This window comes from Desulfonauticus sp., from assembly GCF_055126295.1.
Window position 1 is genome coordinate 1 of the sequence record NZ_JBSRHE010000018.1, and the last position, 22,350, is coordinate 22,350.

At 36.4% G+C, this 22,350-nt stretch carries 17 protein-coding genes; 7 read left to right on the plus strand and 10 right to left on the minus strand.

Going from position 1 to position 22,350, the window contains the following annotated elements:
* Together ACTCIM_RS09865 and ACTCIM_RS09870 are read right to left on the minus strand one after the other, a co-directional pair.
* Nucleotides 1–304 (minus strand): ATP-binding protein (locus ACTCIM_RS09865; RefSeq protein ID WP_472315384.1); only part of this gene is annotated, 304 nt, incomplete at its 3' end.
* Between the two features lie 11 nt (nt 305–315).
* Nucleotides 316–507, minus strand: a complete 192-nt coding sequence (locus ACTCIM_RS09870; RefSeq protein ID WP_472315388.1) for an ATP-binding protein — start codon at nt 505–507, stop codon at nt 316–318.
* A 185-nt stretch (nt 508–692) separates the two neighbouring features.
* On the opposite strand from ACTCIM_RS09870, the gene ACTCIM_RS09875 reads away from it, so the two are divergent.
* Entirely contained in the window at nt 693–1,361 is a 669-nt protein-coding gene (locus ACTCIM_RS09875; RefSeq protein ID WP_464279323.1) for a D-alanine--D-alanine ligase family protein, read from the plus strand.
* Nucleotides 1,362–1,519: 158 nt separating this feature from the next.
* Here ACTCIM_RS09875 and ACTCIM_RS09880 read toward each other — a convergent pair whose 3' ends face one another.
* Both ACTCIM_RS09880 and ACTCIM_RS09885 read right to left on the minus strand, forming a co-directional pair.
* Nucleotides 1,520–2,176, minus strand: coding sequence for a DUF4304 domain-containing protein (locus ACTCIM_RS09880; RefSeq protein WP_464279324.1), 657 nt, complete (start codon nt 2,174–2,176; stop codon nt 1,520–1,522).
* Nucleotides 2,177–2,723: 547 nt separating this feature from the next.
* Nucleotides 2,724–3,854: a KamA family radical SAM protein gene (locus tag ACTCIM_RS09885; protein WP_472315390.1), complete on the minus strand. Its 1,131-nt coding sequence runs from the start codon at nt 3,852–3,854 to the stop codon at nt 2,724–2,726.
* A gap of 111 nt (nt 3,855–3,965) precedes the next feature.
* Here ACTCIM_RS09885 and ACTCIM_RS09890 point away from each other — a divergent pair, with 111 nt between their 5' ends.
* The 5 genes from ACTCIM_RS09890 (at nt 3,966) to ACTCIM_RS09910 (ending at nt 16,386) form a co-directional block, all read left to right on the plus strand.
* Nucleotides 3,966–5,393: a DNA integrity scanning protein DisA nucleotide-binding domain protein gene (locus tag ACTCIM_RS09890; RefSeq protein ID WP_472315393.1), complete on the plus strand. Its 1,428-nt coding sequence runs from the start codon at nt 3,966–3,968 to the stop codon at nt 5,391–5,393.
* A 561-nt stretch (nt 5,394–5,954) separates the two neighbouring features.
* Nucleotides 5,955–10,205: an amylo-alpha-1,6-glucosidase gene (locus tag ACTCIM_RS09895; RefSeq protein ID WP_472315396.1), complete on the plus strand. Its 4,251-nt coding sequence runs from the start codon at nt 5,955–5,957 to the stop codon at nt 10,203–10,205.
* Between the two features lie 9 nt (nt 10,206–10,214).
* A complete protein-coding gene (glgP, locus tag ACTCIM_RS09900) occupies nt 10,215–12,770 on the plus strand; it encodes an alpha-glucan family phosphorylase (protein WP_472315398.1) in 2,556 nt (851 codons plus the stop codon).
* A gap of 31 nt (nt 12,771–12,801) precedes the next feature.
* The gene (locus ACTCIM_RS09905) at nt 12,802–14,307 is read left to right on the plus strand and encodes a glycogen synthase (protein WP_472315400.1); all 1,506 of its coding nucleotides are present in this window, start codon (nt 12,802–12,804) and stop codon (nt 14,305–14,307) included.
* A 72-nt stretch (nt 14,308–14,379) separates the two neighbouring features.
* Nucleotides 14,380–16,386 carry an alpha amylase C-terminal domain-containing protein gene (locus ACTCIM_RS09910; protein ID WP_472315416.1) on the plus strand — a complete coding sequence of 669 codons (2,007 nt, stop codon included), beginning with the start codon at nt 14,380–14,382 and terminating at the stop codon, nt 16,384–16,386.
* Nucleotides 16,387–16,613: 227 nt separating this feature from the next.
* On the opposite strand, the gene ACTCIM_RS09915 is transcribed toward ACTCIM_RS09910, so the two are convergent.
* From ACTCIM_RS09915 to ACTCIM_RS09930, 4 genes are all read right to left on the minus strand, one after another.
* Nucleotides 16,614–18,356, minus strand: coding sequence for a tetratricopeptide repeat protein (locus ACTCIM_RS09915; protein ID WP_472315402.1), 1,743 nt, complete (start codon nt 18,354–18,356; stop codon nt 16,614–16,616).
* Between the two features lie 142 nt (nt 18,357–18,498).
* A complete protein-coding gene (locus ACTCIM_RS09920; protein WP_472315404.1) occupies nt 18,499–18,828 on the minus strand; it encodes a hypothetical protein in 330 nt (109 codons plus the stop codon).
* A 10-nt stretch (nt 18,829–18,838) separates the two neighbouring features.
* Nucleotides 18,839–19,468: a molybdopterin-dependent oxidoreductase gene (locus ACTCIM_RS09925; protein WP_464279334.1), complete on the minus strand. Its 630-nt coding sequence runs from the start codon at nt 19,466–19,468 to the stop codon at nt 18,839–18,841.
* 134 nt (nt 19,469–19,602) lie between these two features.
* A complete protein-coding gene (locus ACTCIM_RS09930) occupies nt 19,603–20,733 on the minus strand; it encodes a glycosyltransferase family 4 protein (RefSeq protein ID WP_464279335.1) in 1,131 nt (376 codons plus the stop codon).
* Here ACTCIM_RS09930 and ACTCIM_RS09935 point away from each other — a divergent pair.
* On the plus strand, nt 20,717–21,532 hold the full coding sequence (locus ACTCIM_RS09935; protein WP_464279336.1) for a glycosyltransferase family 2 protein: 816 nt from the start codon (nt 20,717–20,719) through the stop codon (nt 21,530–21,532). The two genes, ACTCIM_RS09930 and ACTCIM_RS09935, sit on opposite strands and share 17 nt — an antisense overlap.
* Here the strand turns inward: ACTCIM_RS09935 and ACTCIM_RS09940 are convergent.
* Both ACTCIM_RS09940 and ACTCIM_RS09945 read right to left on the minus strand, forming a co-directional pair.
* Nucleotides 21,529–21,891 (minus strand): molybdenum cofactor biosynthesis protein MoaE, encoded by a 363-nt coding sequence (locus ACTCIM_RS09940; protein ID WP_464279337.1) that lies wholly within the window; start codon nt 21,889–21,891, stop codon nt 21,529–21,531. The genes ACTCIM_RS09935 and ACTCIM_RS09940 overlap by 4 nt on opposite strands.
* A 63-nt stretch (nt 21,892–21,954) precedes the next feature.
* Nucleotides 21,955–22,272: a TusE/DsrC/DsvC family sulfur relay protein gene (locus ACTCIM_RS09945; protein WP_029969476.1), complete on the minus strand. Its 318-nt coding sequence runs from the start codon at nt 22,270–22,272 to the stop codon at nt 21,955–21,957.
* Between the last annotated feature and the right edge of the window lie 78 nt (nt 22,273–22,350).

The window sequence follows — 22,350 nt, forward strand, 5'->3', positions numbered from 1 at the left end:
GTCTGATAATTTCAAAGAATTCATCAACATAGTTTAATGGTATCTTTTTAAATCCGACCTCATCAATAATAAGTAAATCTACCTGTAAAAATTGCTTCAATACCGTAAAATAACTACCATCACCTTTAGCAGCAACCAATCTTGATACCATATCATTTGCATGAATAAAAAAGACCTTGTAGCCTTTTTTTAAGGCCTCAATCCCTATAGCATTTGCAAGATGAGTTTTACCAACTCCAGGATTGCCCATAAATATTAAATTCTTCTTTTCTCCTATAAATCTACAACTTGCTACATCTAACACCTCCTGCTTTTTTAATTCAGGCTGATAGCAAATCTCTTCTTAAACGAATTGCTCTGACGGTTTATCGATTCATCTTCAAGTAATAACTCTAAAAACTCAAGATAACTCAGTCCTTTTTCAATAGCATACTGATTTCTGCTTTCTAATGTCTTTGCAATCCCAGATAATTTGAAATTTGTAAGTTTTCTTTGTATCTCTTGCATAATTATCTCCATTATTTTTAGTTATCATCAATTAAGTCATATTGACTTAAATCATTACAATAGCCACCACATCTAACAGATTCATCTGATGAGATATCTTTTTCTATATAAAGTCTATTTTCACATATCCTCAATGTCTTGCCTATTGTTATGATAAGTCTTTGGTTCGCGGTATTGCGAAAGAAATGGAAATCCCTGTTCCAGAAGCTATGTTTATAAAACCTGAAGATATAACTTTTGAAATATCTTTTTCTTTTCCTGTCCTTGTAAAACCTAACTTTGGAGATTCAAGTTTTGGTATTACCAAAAGAAGTGTGGCCAATACCCCTGAAGAACTTATGAATGCTATTTCAGAGATAAGAGAAAAATTTGGTTATGATAAGCCTATTCTGGTAGAGGAATTTCTATCTGGAAAGGATTTAAGCGTTGGAATTATCGGGAATCCGTCTGGATCTTATATGGTGTTGCCCATAATAGAAGAAGACTATTCATGTTTACCGCCAGAGCTTCCTAGGGTATGTGGTTATGAAGCCAAGTGGTTACCAGATTCTCCTTATTGGAATCTAAAGTCGGTTCCAGCAAATCTTTCAGAGGATACAGAAAGATTTATTGTAGAGTGTTGTTTAAAATTGTTTGAAAGGCTTGAGTGCAGGGATTATTGTAGGTTTGATTGGAGATGTGACGGAGAAGGGAATCCAAAACTTCTTGAAGTAAATCCAAATCCTGGCTGGTGTTGGGATGGGCATCTTGCAAAAATGGCAAAGATTTTTGGGCTTTCGTATGCTGAGATGTTAAAAGCCATCTTAGAGGCAGTTGAATCACGGGTGGGAATTAGAATTGAAGGGGATTTATAATTTGTAGGGGCGATTCATGTAAGGGCGATTCATGAATCGCCCCTACGATGAAACGTTATACAACGCCGTAAAATGTTATTGCCCAAAATTATTGGATATTTTAAAATAAATTCCGCAAAAACGTATCAAACATAATTCGCCTGTCCCCTTTTTTATTCTTATAGAGCCAATCCAAGCCTGGTGCCAAGAGCCCGAATGCGATTTACATAACCTTTTAAGCCCAAAGTGTGTTCCTTCCCTGCGATCAAGTTGGTCAAGACTGTCTTGGCTTCATCAACACGCCCGGCTCTATGCAGTAACACGCCAAGTAACTCCGTTCGGATCGTTGGCGCTCCGAATAAGCTTAACGGCAACTCATCTCTCTCTAATGCCCCTAACAGGTCTTGTGTGGACCGAAAGGCAGGCCACTCAAGGAATTTGAGACCATAGTTCCTCAGCGCATCGCCAACCTCCTGCGCTAGTTCAGCAAGGTCGGTGTCAAGCCCGATGGACCACCAGTGGTCAGCCTTTACCGGCAGAAGAGAGCCGATGCGTTCATAGAACAGCCTATTCCGATGGCTGGCAGGGCTCTTGGGTAACCTGCCACCAAACCATTCAGCAGCAATCTCGGGAGAGGATAGACCTAAATTAATCGTAAACCGTCCAGTGTCAAACTCGTTCCAGAGACTTCCTTGAACGTGGACAACGTGATAAAGGTCAGCAACTCGTTTATAAAAAGCGCGGCCCTGTTTTTTGAAACCTTGTTCCTTCAGAATAGGATGAATACCGGCCGAAATGACCTGATCGATGGCTTGAGTTATCTGAGATTTGACCATAGGCTTTTTGTGCCTGCCTGTTTTATCGTTTTTTAATAACACATATAATTACAACAAGAAAACAAATAATCAAGCTCAAAAAAATCTTTTTTATCGGGTGGGGAAGAGGTTTTTCTCTTATGCTGGAGAGATGGAAGAAAATTTTAAAGAAACATTATTCGCCTGTCTTTTTTTTAGTCTCATCTGTAACCTGTTCATAGAAAAGATCCAATTCCAAAAACTTTTGAAATGATAAGCGATCATTTATCGCGTTTTTTAATCTAGGATTAGATAAATTCCATGGGCAAGATATAAACCTCGTAGCATCAATTCGGTATCCTTTTTTTTTACTTATTTCGTAATTTCAATATAATAGATGCATATACATCTTCTTAGTAAACTTGTCACTAGAAAAATGGAGATTTTTTAGCGTAATTAATTAGAGATTCCTTAATAAAAATTACTTTAGCTTGCATAATGGAGCTAATAAAAAAGACAGCTTAAGAAAACAAAGAGTTTTAAGATAGTTTTCATTATTGGTCACCTTATTAAGGTTTAAAGTAAAGTTTTATTCCGGGCCAAAACACCTATAGGGATTATTATAACTATAGTTGTGTACTATTTCTTCATAATCGTCAAACCAATAAGCATGAGGATTGCGCTTAAAAAACATCACCTCTCCACTTTGCTCGGAATCTGCTGCCCGATGGTATCTAAAAATAATGTGTTCTTGAGTTAAAGCTATGGGTTCAATTTTACCTGTGGAGTGGGACATAGTAAGTCTTGCTCTTTTAGCTAAGCCTGAGCACATCATTTGTGCCTTTTGAAAGGTTACTAAGGCCTTTTCAATGGGGACACTAAAGACAAAGTTACCAATAGTTGGTCTGCATATAAAGACATAATAAGGGGGAATGCCTATATAAGAAAGTTTTTTAAATAAAGAGGCTAAAGTATATGGGTCATCATTAACACCTTTTAAAAAGGGAGTTTGATTGGCTAAAATTGCTCCTGCTTTGATTAAAAGATTAGCGGCTTTGATGCTTTGAGGGCTTATTTCTTGAGGATGGTTAAAGTGAGTCATAATGTAGATGCGTTTTTCTGGTAGACTATAGTTTTTTATTAGTTCTAATAGTTCTGGATCTTTTAAGATACGATAAGGATTAAAAGCCAGAAGTTTAGTACCTATGCGGATAATCTTTATATGTTTTATCTCGCGCAAACGAGAAATGATTTTTTTTAATTTGTTGGTAGAGACCAAAAGCCCATCTCCCCCAGTTAGAAGTACATTGTTTATTTCAGGATGGTTTTCCAGGTAAGAGAATACTGGCTCAAAATCATGTATATATTCATTAACATCTGGATGTAAAAAGAGCCTTTTTCTAAAACAAAAGCGACAAAAACCGCCACAAACATTGCTTATAAGTAAGACAGCTGTACTGGTATACTTGTGTTGGAGACCAGGAAAAATAGAAAAATTCTTTTCTGAAGAGGCATCTAATCGTCCCCATTCAATAAGTTCCTCTTTTTGAGGTAAGATGATTTTTTTTAGCGGATCTTGGGGATTTTCCCAATTAATTAAGGATAGATAATGACTGTGGGCTCTGAAACTAAACTTTTTTAAAATAGGTTCTAGTTCCAGTTTTTCTTTTTCACTTAAAGGTAATTTGTTAATATCATTTAAATAGCCTTTATGTGGCATATTTATTGCCTCCTTATCTTAATTTTTCTTTTATTTTTCAGGAAAAAGAATTAAACTAGAAGAAAAAATAGGTTACATAATCAGGAAAAATTAGTCAAATTTGGAGAAAAAATGAGTAGATTTTCTAGGCAGCTTTTCTTTTATCACGCTTTAGAAGGAATAAAGGAAGGTTTGAGTCAATTTATTCATCCTTTGCGAGTGGCCTTGATTTATGCTTTATACCCAAGAGAAGATTCGCTTAAGGTCTATGATCCCTATGATTTACTTAGGGGACACGAGCCTGTTTTGAAAGAACTTTTTTTAAAAGAAAAAATTTGGTTAAAGGTAAGAGAAAAGAGGTTAAGCCAACTAGGAGATGTGGTGAAATTTGAGAATTTAAGACTTTCAGGGCTTATTTCTTTTGGAGGCTGGTCTAGTTCTCTTTATTATCAAAAGTGGTTTACAGAACATCATTTTGACCTTTGTTCTACAGGGCCTATTGAGAGGTGGTTAGAGCAGGCTACAAGGCTTTTGGCTCAAGATTTTGCTCTGGAAAGTTCTCTTACCCTGGGGAATACTGCCCTGGTCTTAGAAGGGCTTGGTTTGCATGCCATCAGGGATTATATTGTGGATAAACGCAATGAACTTCTGGGGTTAGATACTCATTTGCGGATTTATCCCTTACTTAAAAGTATTTTAGAACTTTCCAAGACCAAAGAAGAAGGGGCCTGGGCCAGAGGAAAACTGGCTTTTGTAGAGCCTTCTTTGTTAAATACCCTGGACTTTGAAATTAGCTTTCCCCAGGAAGAACAGCCTTCTTTGCACAATATAAAACATGTACGCAAACTCCTTACTGCTGTTCAACATACAGAAATGAAGATGATTTCTGATGGGGAAAAGATTGTGGGTATCTCCAAGAGTCCTCTTCCTAAATCTAGTTTAAAGGCAGATTTTAGAGGAAGTCATGGTTTTTTGTATTTAGATGAAGAACTGATTTGTAGTTTTCAGGACGGAGTGTTTAGAGGCTCCAATAGAGAGCCCAACTTGGTGGTCCTAGAAGAGCTTTTGCTGGAAACAGACTTGAGTGAAGAACAGAGAAACAACTTGTTGAAAGTGGTTACCAGCCTGGTCAAAGCATCTCAGAGCCATAAACATGGGTGTTCTTTGATTCTAGACTTAAATGAACCGCCTCTGGAGGACATTGCTGGGCAAAACCTGGAAAGGCCTTTAAATTTACTTTATTTACCCCATTTGAGATTAGCCAAGTCCTTAGCCAGGGTAGATGGAGCTTTACATCTAACCAGGGATGCTACTTTGAAAAAATTTGCCTGCCTTTTAGATGGAGCCAGAGTAAGTGGTGAAGACCGTTCCAGAGGGGCCAGATTTAATTCAGCCCTTCGCTTTACTGCCAGGCGAGAAAAGGTAATTTTAATTGTGGTGTCAGCAGATAGACCCGTTTCTGTCATTCAAAATGGAGTAGAACTTACTGCCAGGTGTTTTTGGTCTGGCAGCTGTTTTTGTGAACACCCTTCTTTAAAAGAGTGGTTGCAAAAGGGGTAATTTTTTTATTTTAAATTGATTTTACTTGGAGTTTAAATATTTTTAGTTTTTGGAAATATATTAAACTAAAATGTAATAGAGAAATTTATTGAAGATAAATTTTTGGTGTTAAAGCAAAAAAACGTTTATATTTAATATTTGTGTGAAATTAATAATAGTTATAAGAAATTAATAAAATTAAACATTGTTTTATGATTATTTTTTTATATTCTCTATTAGATTCAATTCTTTGCAAGTTGCTAAAAAGTTTTCAATGTTGTTCAGAAAAATTTTCGTTTTTTCATAGGAAAAAATCTGACTTTTAATTCTAACAATTTTTTTATCTTTTTATTCAGTTTTCCCTAGTTACAAACCAGAAGAAAGTTTTTTCTGAGGGTGAGGATCGGCCTTGTTGTATTTTTCTTTATTTTTAAAGAGGTTAGACAAATTTTTCTTCATAAATTTTTCCGTGAGTTTTTTCTAAAGAATTATTGAAATTATTGGTATCATCTATTATTATAAATTTAAATATCTTGTTGTCTAATGTTTTATAGCTAACTAAACAAAAAACACGGGAATTTTATGATAATAACTGACAAAATAGAGCAGGTTCCAACTCCTGGAGAGAAATTTTGTAGATTTACAGGTGATACAATTACCTTTGAGTTAAAATTAAAAGAGAACTTTGGAAAAGGTATAGGCTTTGTTAGGACAAACATTGGGTATGCAAATGTTATGAAGCGTGAGATTATAAGGAAGGTGGAGCAGGGCGAGGTAAAATTTTTCATGGACTGGCATGATATCCCAATGAATAAGATTGATGAAGATAGATATTTAATCACCTTACCCTTATGTGAGGTGGGACATTTTGAGGCAAAGTGTTATTTTTTAGAGGAAGATAAAAGGATTCCAATATGGCCTGAAGGACCAAATGTGTCCATCAATGTAAAACCTGCTATCACCTCTGGTGCAAATATCATATATAACGCCTTTGTTAGACTCTTTGGTCCATCTAAAAAAGATGTGAAATGGATGGACAACTATGATTTAACAACCCTTGATAAGGCTGGTTTTCATGTAATTTACCCATCTGGGACTTTCAGGGATTTAATAGAAGAGCTGGATTTTATTATATATGAGCTTGGATGTAGGTATATCCAGCTACTGCCCATATTTCCTGTGCCCACCACCTATAGAAGGCTTGGAAAGATGGGTAGCCCATATGCTGTGCTGGATTTTTATCAGGTGGACAGGGCACTTGCTAAGTTTGATCCCAAAAAGACTCCGCTTGAACAATTTATGGAGCTTGCCAATGAAATCCATAAAAGGGATGGGCTTCTTATATTAGATATGCCAATAAACCACACTGGATGGGGCTCTAGAATCCACGATGTGCATCCCGAGTGGATTAAGAGAAAAGAAGGTGGGGAGATAGAAGTACCTGTGGTATGGGGTGTTACATGGGCTGATTTAACTAAACTGGATTATTCCAAGAAAGAGTTATGGGAGTATATGGCAGATGTTTTTTTGACCTGGTGTGAGAGGGGTGTAGATGGATTTAGGGGAGATGCAGGGTACATGCTTCCCATTGATGTTTGGGAGTATATTATCTCAAAGGTACGGGAGTCTTTCCCTGATACAGTGTTCTTTTTAGAAGGACTTGGGGGACCAATTGATACAACTAGGGCGCTTTTAAATGGGCTTTATGATTGGGCATATTCAGAACTTTTTCAAAATTATACCAAGGAGCAAATAATACCCTATGTTGATTTTTCAACATCAGTCTCAAAACAAGAGGGCATAATGGTGCACTTTTCAGAAACACATGATAACAACAGGCTTGCCTCTCTGTCTGAGACCTATTCCAAGATGAGAAATGGACTTTGTGCAATGTTGTCTTATGCTGGAGCCTTTGGATTTGCATGTGGAGTTGAGTGGTTTTGCAAGGAAAAGATAAATGTGCACGAGATAACTTCTTTAAATTGGGGAAATTCAAATAATCAGGTGCAATATTTAAGGCGCATAAATGCAATCCTTAAAGTCCATCATCTGTTTTTTAAGGACAGTGATATCAAATTTATAGAATCTGAACCAGATGAAGTAATAGTTGCTTTTAGAACATCACAAAGAAGTTCAAGTTATTTAATTATCATAGTAAATCTTGATACATCTAATTTAAGAACCGCGAAATTTTCCTTAACAGTCAATAACACAACATTTTTTGATTTAATAACCAGAAAACAAATAAATATGTCATCAGAAAATGGAAGATATAAAATAGATTTGTCTCCAGGTGAGGTATTGTGTTTAAGTCCTAATGTTGAGGATATAAAACTTATTGATGATTTTTGTGGAATGAAGATGGTAAACTCCCCTTATGTTATTGAGCAGATTGCCAAAGAAAAGTTATATAAGATTTTAAATTATAGAGATGGCATAAGACATACTTATGTGGATGAAGAAAAGGAATTAAATGATTTTTTAGAAGATCCTTATATGTATTTAAAAAAAGTTTTAATTCATGTAATAAAATGGTCATATCCTGAGGATATCAAAAGAACAGTGATGCTTCCATATGGGGCTATTATGATTTTTGTAAATAAAGACCCATTTCAAATTTTGATTAAGGATTATAAAAAAGTGGTTTTTAGTGATAGGGCAATTAAATCCAAAATGGGATACTACTTTGTTATATTTATGCCTGATAAAAGGAATTTTAAGGCTTACCAGTTTTTGGATTTAAAAATTACTTTATATGGAGATATGATAGAACAAAAAAATGGAAAATTATTGTTACTGCCAAGATTTCAAGATGATGAGATAAAGAATAAGTTTTTTAGACATGAATTAATGAAAAATGAATTTACATATCTTGCATCTAATAAAAGGGGTGCTGTAAGTTATATACCAGTGTGGTGGTCAGAACTTGATACAAAATATAATGCAATACTTTCTGCAAATATAAATCCTGAATATTTAGATGATAGATGGGTAATGTTCACAAGGCTGCGAATTTGGGTAATTCACCAGGGATATAGTGAATATTTAAGTAAAGAACTCATGCAGAGGTTTTATTTTGATTTTGAAAACAGGGCAAAATGGGATTTTTATGTGCCAACTGGTATTGGAAAACACATCCATGTTACAATCACTGTGGAACTTTCAAATGAAGATAATGAGGTAAAAATAAAATTTTTTAGATACCTATCAAAAGAAGATGACGAGGAGACAGATGATGTAAAGATAATCCTAAGGCCAGATCTAGAATCAAGGTCCCATCATGAAAATACCAAGGCATACATGGGAGCTGAAAAGATTTATCCAAAGGCAATCTCTAATATTGATAGGGGGTTTTTGTTTCATCCACATGATAATGCTAAACTAAAGATGATGGTATCTTCAGGTAGATTTGTCCTTGAGCCAGAGTGGAGTTATATGGTTTATCTAAAAATGGACAAAGAAAGGGGCATGGATCCTTACAATGATCTTTTTAGCCCAGGCTATTTTGAGGTGGATTTAAAAGAAGGACAAGGGTTTTATTTAGTTGCATCGGTAAATAAGGACGAGGAATTATTTGAAGATTTGTCCTATGAGATGGAGGAGAAAAAATATACATTTTCTCAAGGCCTAAAAGCTTCAATGGAGAGATTTTTGGTAAAAAATAAGGTTGCATTGAGCGTTGTTGCTGGTTTTCCATGGTTTTTGGATTGGGGAAGGGATTCATTAATATACACAAGGGCATTAGTTGAGGATGGAAGATTTGATCTTGCTCTGGATATATTAAAATATTTTGGTAGGTATGAGCAAAATGGTACACTTCCAAATTTAATCAAGAGAAGCACCCCATTAAACAGGGATACATCAGATGCCCCCCTTTGGTTTTGTGTGGTATGTGGGGAGGTCATGGAAAAAATAGGTATGTCAATGCTTGATACAAAGGCAGGAGATAGGTCGCTAGGTGAGATTATCGTCTCAATAGTAAAAAATTATATTCAAGGCACAGAAAATAGGATCAAGATGGATGAGGAAAGCTGTCTAATATACAGTCCACCACATTTTACATGGATGGATACAAATTATCCTGCATGTACCCCAAGAGAGGGATATCCCATAGAGATACAGGCGCTCTGGTATAGGACACTTTGTGTTATGGAAAAGATAGATCCTGAAAATGATTTTTGCATAAAGGGTATGAGCTGGGATAAGATGAAACAAAGGGTGCGAGATAGCGTAGAAAGATTTTATTTTAGTAGTTCTTTGGGTTATTTATCTGATTGTTTGCATTGTGAAGGTTTTGAGCCAGCAAATTGTGCAAAGGCAGATGATCACTTAAGGCCAAATCAATTACTTTCAATAACTTTAGGACTTATAGATAATAGAAAACAGATAAGCTCCATCTTAGATAAAACTTCCTATCTTCTAATCCCTGGTGGCATTAGGTCTTTGGCTGATACAAGAGTTAGCTACTCCTTGGTCTCAATCCCAAAGGAGGCCATATCTGATAGCTTTTATCCTTATAAAGGTAGATACATTGGGGATGAAGACACCATGAGAAAGCCAGCATATCACAATGGCACTGCATGGACATGGATGTTTCCTTTATTTGTTGAGGGTTATTTTATGTGTTATGGAGATAAGGCTTTAGATTATTGTTTGAGTTTGCTAAGCTCATCTAAAATATTGTTGAATACAGGATGTGTGGGACATATTCCAGAAATTATGGATGGAGATTATCCCCATGTGCAAAGGGGGTGTTTAGCACAGGCATGGGGAGTGAGTGAATTATATAGGGTTTTAATCAAGTTAAAAAATATTAAAATTAAAAAACAGTAGGAGGGAACCATGAAGATATTTAAGTCCTTTCAAGTATATCCAAGTATCCCAGAAAAAGTTTCATTTTTTGGCACTTTGATAAATAATTTATGGTGGTCATGGCGACTTGAAGCAATTGATGTTCTAAGGCGTGTGGCTCCAGAGAAGTGGAGAGAAGCAAGGCAAAATCCACTTATTATGTTTAGTGACCTGCTGTCACAGGATGAACTGGAAGGGCTTGCAGCAAATGAATCTTTGGTGAAACAATTAGGGGAAGTAAGGGAACTATTTGAACAAGAGGTTTTAAACAAAAAACTACCTGAAGACATAGGCCTGCCACCTGAGAGTTCTATAGCCTATTTTTCAATGGAATACGGTATTCATGAAAGTCTTCCAATATTCTCTGGTGGTCTTGGTATACTTTCTGGTGACCATCTTAAGGCAGCATCAGATTTTTCACTTCCTCTTGTGGGTATTGGACTTTTTTACAGATATGGTTATTTTAAGCAGTTTTTGACCAACGATGGTTGGCAGATGGAGGAATATCCAGAAACAGATATCTTTTATCTTCCAATTAAGAGGGTAAGGGATAAAGATGGAAACAAGATCTATATAGAGATTCCCTCCCCAATGGGAATTATAAAAGCAAGGGCATGGCAAATTGATGTGGGACGCATTGAGCTGTTTCTCCTTGATACAAATTTAAGGGATAATCCACCAGAGATAAGGGATATAACATCCCGCCTCTATGTAGGAGAGCCACATATAAGGCTGGCTCAGGAGATTTTGCTCGGAGTAGGGGGCATGAAATTACTTGAAAAACTTGGTAGGTTCCCAACAGTATGCCACCTAAATGAAGGACATTGTTCCTTTGTTTGTATTGAGCGTCTAGCCCAGGTCATGAGGCACTTTAATCTAAATTTGAACGAGGCAATGGAATTTCTGGCAAGGACCAATGTGTTTACAACACATACTCCAGTTGCAGCAGGTTATGATCAATTTTCAGTAGATATGATAAAATCTTACCTTGAATCTTATACTCAGATATTTAAAGTGCCAGTTGAGGAGATAATCTCCTGGGGGCAAAAGGGATGGAGATATGATCCTGGTGGTAAATTTTGCATGTTTATTTTTGGCCTTAGATTTACCCAATTCTGTAATGGCGTAAGTAAGCTTCATGGTCTTGTAGCAAGGAAAATGTGGCACCATGTGTGGCCAGAGAGGCCTTTAGAAGAGGTTCCCATAAAGTATGTTACAAATGGTGTACATGTGACCTCCTGGATTTCCATAGAAAATCACCTTCTTTTTGAAAGACACATATCTCCAAAATGGTATTTGGAAAGTGAAGAGACAATAAGGGATGGTATTGACAAGATATATGAAGAGGAGCTCTGGCGTGCAAGGGAGCTTAGTCGGGCAAGGTTAATTAGATTTTGTAGATACATGATGACAAAACAATATGCTAGAAGAAATGCACCAAAGCATATTCTTGATGAAGTGGGAAGTGTGTTTGATGTGGATGCTCTAACCATTGGATTTGCCAGGAGGTTTACAGCATATAAAAGGGCAAACTTGCTACTTAAGGATAAAGAAAGATTGAAGAAGATCATTACATCTAAAGAACATCCTGTGCAATTTGTGTTTGCTGGAAAGGCACATCCAAAGGACGAAGAAGGCAAAAGACTAATTAGAGAAATAGTTGAGTTTGCAAGGGATAGTGAAGTTAGGCATAGATTTATATTTTTGGAAAACTACGACATAAATATTGCCAGGCACCTTGTTCAAGGTGTGGATGTGTGGCTCAATACTCCAAGGCGTCCCTTTGAGGCATGTGGCACATCAGGTATGAAGGCAGCAATAAATGGTGTTTTAAATTTCAGTGTGTTAGATGGATGGTGGTGCGAGGCATATAGGGAAGACAGAGGCTGGGAGATTGGTGGTGGAAAGGAATATAGTGACCCAATTTATCAAGATGAGGTTGAGGCTCAGGCACTTTACAATACATTAGAAGAAGACATAATTCCACTCTTTTATGATAATAGAAGGGGAGATATACCTCAAGCATGGGTGCACATGATGAAAGAGTCTATGAAAATGGGTATAACAAACTTTTCAGCAAAAAGGATGATTAAAGATTATGTGGATGAGTATTATTCAAAGGCCTCAGCCAATTATTTTGATTTAATAAATAATAATTTTGAAAAATTGAAATATCTTGTTGAGCAGAGAAGAAAATTAAAGGAACACTGGAACAATATTAAGATTGGAAAACCCATAAAAATGGGGCCATCTCATTTTAGGGTTGGGCAGGAATTTGAGGTGGTGGTTGATGTGTATCTAGGGGAGCTCAGTCCTTCTGATGTGGAGGTGGAGCTATATCTTGGGAAATTTAAGAGATATGAAGAAATAGAAAAAATGGATGTTATTAAGATGGAGATGAATCAGGAAAATGGAGAAGGCTCATACATTTACAAGTGCAAAGTAAAGTGTGGCCTATCTGGACGCTATGGATTTAACGCCAGGATAGTTCCCAGAGGGGATGATTATCTGGTTTTTAGTTCCAATTTTATCAAATGGTCAGAATAGAAGAAATTTTTTATAAAGGAGGTAATTTTTAATGAAAAGATCTCCAAGGCTGCTCATTGTCACCCCTGAGGTGACTTATTTACCAGAGGGTAGCAGTATCCTTGCAAGGTATCTTTCTGCAAAAGCAGGAGGACTTGCAGATGTATCTGCTATGTTAATTAGAGAATTATTTGAAATGGGTGTTGATATACATGTTGCTATACCTGATTATAAAAAAATATATTCCAAAAAAATAGGTAAATTTGCTAAACTATATGAGGAACAACTAACTATTTATATGGAACATTTATGTGAAGAGAGAATCCATTTGGCAAGAGATAGGATGTTTTATCATAAGGATAATGTATATTCTACATATGGATATGATAATCTAAAAGTTTCTTTAGTTTTTCAACGAGAAGTTATAAATAATATTATTTTTAGCGTTAAACCAGATTTAGTGCACTGTAATGATTGGATGACAGGGATTATTCCTGCTTTTTTGAAAAAGAACAGAATACCATCTCTTTTTACAATACATAATATATATACAGTATTGAGTACTTTATCTGAAATTGAAGACAATGGTATAGATGCAGCAGAATTTTGGCAAAACTTCTATTTTGAAAGAATTCCCATAAATTACGAAGAAACGAGAAATAATAATCCTGTTGATCTTCTTACCACAGGAATCTTTGCATCCCACTTTATAAATACAGTTAGCCCCACCTTTTTAAGGGAGGTAGTGGAGGGATATCATCCTATTATAAGATATCCTGTGAGGCAGGAGATTAGAAATAAATATTATGCAGGGTGCGCTGTGGGAATATTAAATGCTCCTGATGCCTCATTTGATCCATCAATTGATTCAGCAATTGCAAAAAATTATTCAATAAGAAATTTTGTATCAGGAAAAAGGGAAAATAAAATATTTTTGCAGAAAAAGCTTGGTCTAATTGTTGATGAAAATGCACCGCTATTTTTCTGGCCATCAAGGTTAGATCCAATGCAAAAGGGATGCCAGCTTTTAGCTGATATCTTATATAATGTTGTATCAAAGTATTGGGAAGACAATTTGCAGATTGTATTTGTTGCAGATGGTCCATTTTTTGATGTATTTAAAAACATAGTGGATTTTCACGGATTTCATAATAGGGTATCAGTATGTAGTTTTAATGAAGATTTATCAAGACTTGCATTTGCTGCATCTGATTTTATATTGATGCCATCTTCTTTTGAACCATGTGGTCTTCCTCAGATGATTGCACCAAAGTATGGTTCAATTCCTGTGGCACACGATACTGGTGGTCTACACGATACAATTGAACACTTAGATCCCTATAATAACACAGGAAATGGATTTTTATTTAACTATTTTGATTCACAGGGGCTTTTCTGGGCAATAGATGAGGCAATGAGATTTTTTAAACTCCCCAAAAATATAAAAAATGCAAACATTAGAAGGATTATGAAACAAGCAATGGAGAGATTTAACCACAAAGAATGCGCAAAAAGATATATAGAATTATATGAAAAGATGTTACAAAGACCATTTTAGTTATGTGTGATTTGTTTAATTTGGTATTGCAGTTAATTAATCTTTGAAAAGGAAACTTATACGGTGAAATATATGGAAAAAATACCCCTAATTGAAATAGATCCATACTTAGAGCCTTATCATAAGATAATTGAAAGAAGGATAGACAAGATAAATAATACATTAAAAAAAATTACAAAAAATACATCTTTAATAGAATTTGCATCATCTTATAAATATTTTGGTCTGCACAGAGAAAAGGATAGGTGGATATTTCGTGAATGGGCCCCAAATGCAAAAGAGATATATCTTATAGGGGATATGACTTATTGGCTTACAAAAGATGAATTTAAACTAAAAAAAGATGAGAAAACAGGTGTTTGGAAATTGAGTGTTCCTTTGAATAAAATTTCACATGGGGATTTATATAAATTAATTGTGAAATGGGATGAGGGAGAAGGGGAAAGGATTCCATCCCATGCAACATATGTGGTGCAAGATGAAAATACTAAAATCTTTTCAGCTGTGGTATGGGATCCTCCTGATAAGTTTCAGTGGCAAAACGATGGAAAGCAAAGGTTTCCAGAACCCTTACTTATATATGAGGCCCATGTGGGAATGGCACAGGAAGAAGAAAGGATTGGTACATACAGGGAGTTTGCAGACAATATTTTGCCAAGGATTAAAAAACTTGGATATAATACAGTGCAGCTTATGGCGATTCTTGAACACCCATATTATGGGTCATTTGGATATCAGGTATCCAGTTTTTTTGTACCAAGCTCCAGGTTTGGAACTCCAGATGATTTTAAATACCTAGTTGATAAGGCACATGGGATGGGGCTATATGTACTTATTGATATAGTACATTCACATGCAGTGCAAAATGAAGTTGAAGGATTATCTAGATTTGATGGCACCTATGATCTATATTTTCACAAAGACCCAAGGGGATTTCACCCTCTATGGGGTAGTAGGTGTTTTGATTATTCTAAGATAGAAGTTATAAGGTTTTTACTCTCTAATTTGAGGTATTATTTAGAAGAGTTCCATGTGGATGGTTTTAGGTTTGATGGTATCACATCCATGTTGTATCTACACCATGGTATTGGCAAGGATTTTTTGACCTATGATGATTATTTTAATGATCAAGTGGATGAAGATGCCCTTACATATTTGGCTTTGGCCAACAAGCTAGTACATGAGATAAACCCTAGTGCAATTACAATTGCAGAGGATGTGTCTGGAATGCCTGGACTTTGTTATCCCTTAGATGGAGGAGGCATAGGGTTTGATCATAGGTTCGCCATGGGAATTGCAGATTACTGGATTAAATTGATTAAGGATTTAAAGGACGAAGATTGGCCCATGGGACATCTGTGGTATGAGCTAACCAATCACAGAAAAGAGGAGAAGACTATTAGTTATTGTGAATGCCATGATCAGGCCTTGGTTGGGGATCAGACTATTATCTTTAGATTAATTGGTGCAGATATGTACTATTCAATGAGAAAAGAGGATGAGAATCTAAAGGTGGATAGGGGCATTGCACTGCATAAGATGATTAGATTTATTACAATAGCAACAGCCTGTGCAGGATATTTGAATTTTATGGGGAATGAGTTTGGACATCCTGAGTGGATCGATTTTCCAAGAGAGGGAAATAATTGGTCATACAAGTATGCAAGGAGACAATGGTCTTTATGTGAAAATCCCCTGCTTAGATATGAATATTTACTAAAATTTGATATTGATATGATAGATTTTATAAAAGAGGCAAATATATTAAAACCAGATGTGCCTCCAATCCATCTTCATGACCACAATGAATATAAGATAATTGCATTTGAAAGGGGAGATTACGTATTCGTATTTAACTTTCATCCTCAAAATTCCTATGTTCATTATAGAATATGTGCAAGGCCAGGGAAATATATACTTGTTTTTTGCTCTGATGATAAAAAATATGGTGGTTTTGGAAGGCTTATGCCAGAAGAAGAACATCTAACACTGGCAGAAAAACGAGGTAATAACTATTTTCATTACCTATCTTTATACATACCAAATAGATGTGGTTTTGCTCTGAAAAAAATAGATTAGGAGTTTTAGATTAATAACTATAATAAATTGGAAAAATAAAAAATCCATTACAGGAGAGAGCTTAGCCTTTTAAGCTTTTATCAGGAATAGAAAAAGTATTTTTTTGTTTTTTTGTTGTTGTAAACCATAACCTTTGGTCTATAATCCAGATAAGTTGCAACAATTTCTTGTAAAATAATTTTAAGAGGGGACAGTCCTATCTTCTCCTCTATTATTTTTTCTAGCAACTAATTCACTAAAAAGGCCAATTCCTTTTCTTTGTGTTGGGCGGCTAGGATTTCTCTTAAGGTTTTCCAGAATTCTGGAATTTCAGGTTTTAAGGAAATACTCTTTTGAGCCAGGCTTTCAGCCAGGCTCAAGTTTTCTTTATTTTTTAAGTAAATAGTGGCCAAAAGGTTTAGAGCCAGAGCGTCTAAAGAGTTTTTAAGTAGGGCCTGGTGGAGTTCTTCTTTGGCCTTTTCCATTTCTTCTTTTTTTAAATACAAAGAGGCCAGCAAGGTGTGAGGCTGGGAATAATTGGGCAACAATTCCTTGGCTTGCAGATAGTAATCCCTGGCCTTTTTGAAGTCTTTTTGTTTTTCAGCCTTTTTCCCTAACCTGAGTAAACTAAATCCCCTGTAAAGTGGAGTTTTACACTGTAGAAAAACTAATTCAGCCTCTTTTTCCTGCCCCAGTTGTTCTAAAATACGCCCCAGATTGTATCTGGCCAGTTCATTTCCTGGCTCTATTTTGAGGACTTCTAAAAAGGTCTCTTTGGCTCTGGGCAAATTGCCGGTTTTGGCATAGCTTATGCCCAGGGAATTTAAGGCCAGAATGTTTTTGGCATCTAAATAGAGCGCCTTCTGGTACTCACTAAGGGCATCAAAGTAATTACCCAGGGAAAACATTCGGTCTCCGCTAATGGTTAGACTTATGGAGTCAAAAAAAGCCAGGTGAGGACGCTCTTCATAGTAGCGAGAGTGAATCAGGGCCTTTTCCGCATTTCTGTATAAATCGCTTAAGTGGAAAGGTGGCAGAGGTAAATGCCCAACTCCTACATAAAAAGTTATTTGGTGCTGCTTATAAAATTCTTGTTCCAGTTTTAAAAGCTTTTCTTTTAATTCTTTATTACTTTCCTGGTAAAGAGCTGCAATGATCTGGGTTTCATTAGAGGTAATAAATAAAGGAGAAGTTATTTTTTGGATTTCTTCTTCTAATAAATCTAGACTGTCTTTATGGCTAATCTTTTCCGATTTTACCTGGAATAAAGCTAATTTTACTTGACCATAACTTTCAAGTATTTTCCTGGCTTCTTCCAGGATTGTGTTTTTGTAATCCAGGTAAAATTTAGAGTCTGATTGACTGGTTAGTTTTAACCTATCTCCTTTTTTTATTTTATAGATTGGTTCTAAATTTACTATTACCTTTGCTTTACTTTGCTTTTGTCCTACTTCTTTGATTATTATTTTCCCTTTTTCTTTGGGATTTATTTTATCCTTGTTTAGTACTGTAAATATATATCCATCCTGAACTTTACTTTCCTTACCTATATCAATAGTTATTTCTTCACAATTTACTTCTTTTATTCTTCCTCCCAGCTTTAGGATTTTATCAAAGCTAAAGGGCTCCTTAAACTGAAGACTTTTTTCCAGGGCTAAGTCCAGTTTTTCCTTAAAGAGAGGAATAATCTCTGTGTTGTTTAAGAGTAATTCCTGGCTGTCAAAGTCTTTGGGAAAGGTGACCAGACTTACCCCAAAGTTAAGTTTAAGTTTGTTTTTTAACACAGGATGGGAAAAATTATGTTGATGGAGTTTACTCCAAAGGTGAGTAAGCAAAGATGAGCCTTTAGAAGAATTCAGGTTGGTAAGTAAAAGACAGAGTTTTTGACCTGAAAGCAGGGCAAGGGGCCAGGGAGAAAAGTTAGTTTGAACTAATCCTATTATTTCCTGGAGTAAAAACTTTTGCGTTTTGAGAGGATATTCTTTTAACAAAGGGTTGATAGCTAAAAGAGAAACAGAAAAATAATTGGAAGAAAAGTTATTTTCCTTTGGGTTTAGGCCAAGCAGGATGTCTCTAATGGTTTCTTGCAGGAAAAAATCTATATAGTTGGAAGTATATATGTGTAGTTGTTCGTTAAAAAAAAAACTTTTTATAAATAGAAATATGTTGTAAAATTAATTGTAAAATAGTGGGAAGGGCAGTTTTTAACCCTCTAACTCTTCTTTTGGTGTAATTATGCAGGGTAATAACGCCTAAAAATTTTTGAGAGTAGTTTATAGCCAGGTGAATTTTATTTTTTTCTATAAAAATATCTTGTTTGCTTAGGTAGTCTGGTTTTGCAGCAGGGAAAAAAAGAGTAAACTTTTGAGCAGGAATGATTTTTTGTAGTTCTTCTTTTATGGCTTCTTGGTAAGTTAGCAAATCTTCTGGAGTAAGCTCGGGTAAAGAGGAAAGGTTGAACATGGTTTTACCTCTAGTAGGATTTTCTTTTGGGAGATTTTTGACGCAACCTCTTTTGAGGTACAGGAGCAAAAGAAGGATAAATGGGGTTGGCCAGGGTCCACCAGCCTGGTTTTAGAGTAGGAGAAAAGGTAAGCCTGGAAACAAATTTGACGCTTTTATAAGCCAGGTCAAAGGGAGCAACCACGCGCAAAGGTGCGCCTCTATCCAGGCTTAAAAACTTTCCATTTAATTTTAAGGCCAGAAGATACTTTAATTCTGGGTTGAGTAAGTCTTCTAGAGGAAAAGATTCTAAATAATGGTCTAATCCTTGAGGTTTAGAACTGGTTTGTCCCAGAGAGTGGATAACTACATACTTGGCTTTAGGTGTGGGTTTAACCAGGTCTATTAAAACAGAAAATGGGATACCTTCCCATTTTAAGTCGTAAAGGGACCAACCTTCCACACAATGAAAATCACAGGTTTGGGTGGCCTGGGGGAATTTTAAGAGTTCTGAATAACTTATTTTTAAAGGCTGCTCTACTTCTCCATCAAGGTAGAGATAGTAAGGTTCTTTTTTTCCATCCTGGTAAATAATCTGGCCTGTTGTGGAATCAAAGCGGAAGGTATTTTTTTCCACGGTACGAGTGGGAAAAAATTTCATAACAAAACTCCATATTTTTTGGGGTGAAAAGATAAAGATAAAAAAGAGGAGCTTTAAAAATTTTCTTTTACTTAACATCTTGGAAGTTAAATACAATCAAAGTGAAGAAAATGTCCAGATTTTTCTAAAAGAAGTTATTGCAAGGTCCCCAGATATATCTTCAGGGTTTGTTCGTAAAAGTTTTGAGAGTAGAGGGTCTGAATCTTTTCTCTTTGCTCCTGGTGAAGAGTAGTAAGGAAGGGTTTGTCCAAAAGGCATTGTTGAATCTTTTGAGCCAGCTCAAGGTGGTTCCCTGGCTCTACCAGGGCCTTAGGAGAAAGGATGTCTGGAAGTACTCCCACTTTGGTACCAATAAGGGGTACCCCACAACCCATGATTTCTAGTCCTGCTCGAATAATGGTTTCTGAATAAAGGGAAGCTACTACTCCCAAATCCAGACTACAGATGTATGCCCTGGGGTTGTCCACTTTGCCTGTGATCTGGGTTATAGATTCTATCTGGTATTCTTTTAGCCACTGCCTAATAGTATCTTCCTTTAAAGCAGTATCAAAACCAATAAGCAGTAATTTAATATTTTTGATGTTTTCTTGATGGTAAAGGTGAGATATAGCAGCAATAAGTTCCTTTTGTCCTTTGACCCGGTCAAATCTACCAACCAATCCTACGACAAAGTCTTCCTGCAAGTAATTATACTGACGCCGAATTTGTTCCCTTTCTGCAGGGGAAAAGTAGAATTTGCTCTCATCCACCCCCCCTATGACTAAATGTAGCTTGGAAGAAGGGGTTTTAAATACATTTTGAAAGTGTTTAAACATGGTGGAATTGGTGGTAATAACAGCTCTAGCCACCTGGTTGTGCAACCAGAGATTAAAGAGGTTTTTTTTAGGCAGGCGCTGATCTCCTCTAGTGCGCACCAGGGAATAGCCATATTTAAAAGCCAGCAAGCCAAAGAGAATAAAAGCTTCTCCTCTATGGCAGTTGATAATATGAGGCTTAAAGTCTTGAATAATTTTTTTCAGTTGACTTAAGGTCCTGGCCAGGACAAAGGGGTTATTGCTATTTAAGTCTAGAGTTTGATAGGCCAGGCCAGATTTCTGGACCCTGTTTAATGTTTGCGTATCGGGAAGACAGAGGATAAGGACTTCATGTCCTTGCCTGGCCAGGAGCTGTCCCAGAAACAGGCCATACCAGGCTGTGGCATTAAACCAGCGCACATTGATTACCTGGATTATTCTTAAGGGAGAAGAGATGCTTGTTTCAGTCATTATTCCTACTTATAATCGGAGCCAATTTTTAGCTGAAGCCATAACTTCAGTGTTAGACCAAAGTTATAAAAATCTGGAGTTAATTGTAGTGGACGACGGCTCCACAGATCAAACTTCCCAAATTGTACAGGAATTTAAAGATAAAAGGATTCGCTATTTTTATCAAGAAAATAAAGGGGTTTCTGCAGCCAGGAATTTGGGGTTTAAACAGGCCCGGGGAGAGTTAATAGCTTTTTTGGATTCTGATGACTTGTGGCTAAAGCATAAACTAGAAAAACAGGTTCACTTTTTACTTGAGGGAAACTTTTGGGTGGTCCAATGCAAAGAACAGTGGATAAGAAAGGGTAAAAGGGTAAATCCCTGTTTTAAGCATTTGATGCCTGCTGGCTGGTTTTGGGAAAAGGCTTTAAGACTTTGCCTTATAGGTCCTTCCTGTGTGCTTTTGCGCCGGGAGGTTTTTGAGGAAATTGGAAGCTTTGATACCCATTACCTGGCCTGTGAAGATTATGAGCTCTGGTTGCGTTTGTTGTTAAAATTCCCAGTGGGCCTGGTTCCAGAGGGTTTGGTGGTAAAAAGAGGGGGGCATTTTGACCAGCTTTCACGTTCTATCCAGGGCTTAGACCTTTTTCGCATTAATGCCTTATTAAAGATAGTTAAAACCTGCTCTCTGACAGCCAGGCAAAAAAGCCTGCTCACTCAAATACTCCAGGAAAAGATAGATATCTATGTGCAGGGATGCTTAAAAAGAGGTAAACTGGAAGAAGCTGCCAGGGTAAAAGCCCTGGGAGAGCAGTTTTAGTTCTTTACTTCTTTTTTACGAATGGCTTCGCTTTTGATGCGGTCTAAAAGTTCACTTAAAACAGGCTTTACGTTTTCTCTAATATCCCCGGCTACTAAAATAAAAAGCAGATCATCTCCAGGAGTAAAAATACCCTCTTTGGCCTCTACCAGGATTTTGTAAATGCCAGGTTTTTGCTCATATTCCTTTACCAGTTGGGCAATTTTCTCCTTATCTGGCTTTACTTCTAGTTGGCAGACTTCAGCCCTGTCCTGTCTAGACCAGGCCCTCACTACGCCATTATGAACCAGAATCATACCCACTTTTTGAGCAAAATCAGGTTCTTTTTTTAGCTGGGCAATGGTTTTACTTATATCCATTTTAGGTCCTGAAAAAATAAAAAAGGCGGGATAAAAACCCGCCTTTTAAGGTTATCTTTTAAATTATACACAACCAGTAGGCTTGGGAAGACCAGCCATCTTACAGGCTCCCTTACCAGGTCCAGAGGGGAACAATTCGTAAATTTGTTTGAGCTTGTAGCCAGTAACCTTGGAGAGAATACGAACCATAGGAGCAATACCATTTTTCTTGTAGTAGTCTTGCAAGAATTCAATAACTTTTTTGTGGTCTTCAGTGATTTCCTTGATACCTTCTTGCTCTTTTACATACTCAACCCATTCTTCACACCAGTCTTCAAACTTTTGTAAGAAACCGTCTTCATCTACTTCAAATTTTTTGCCTTTGAATTCAACAACAGCCATTTTTAACCTCCTTAAAGATTATCTTTTTATTTGACCCTGACCAAGTCAGGGCCATTTTCCGCTTTAACTAAAGCTAAA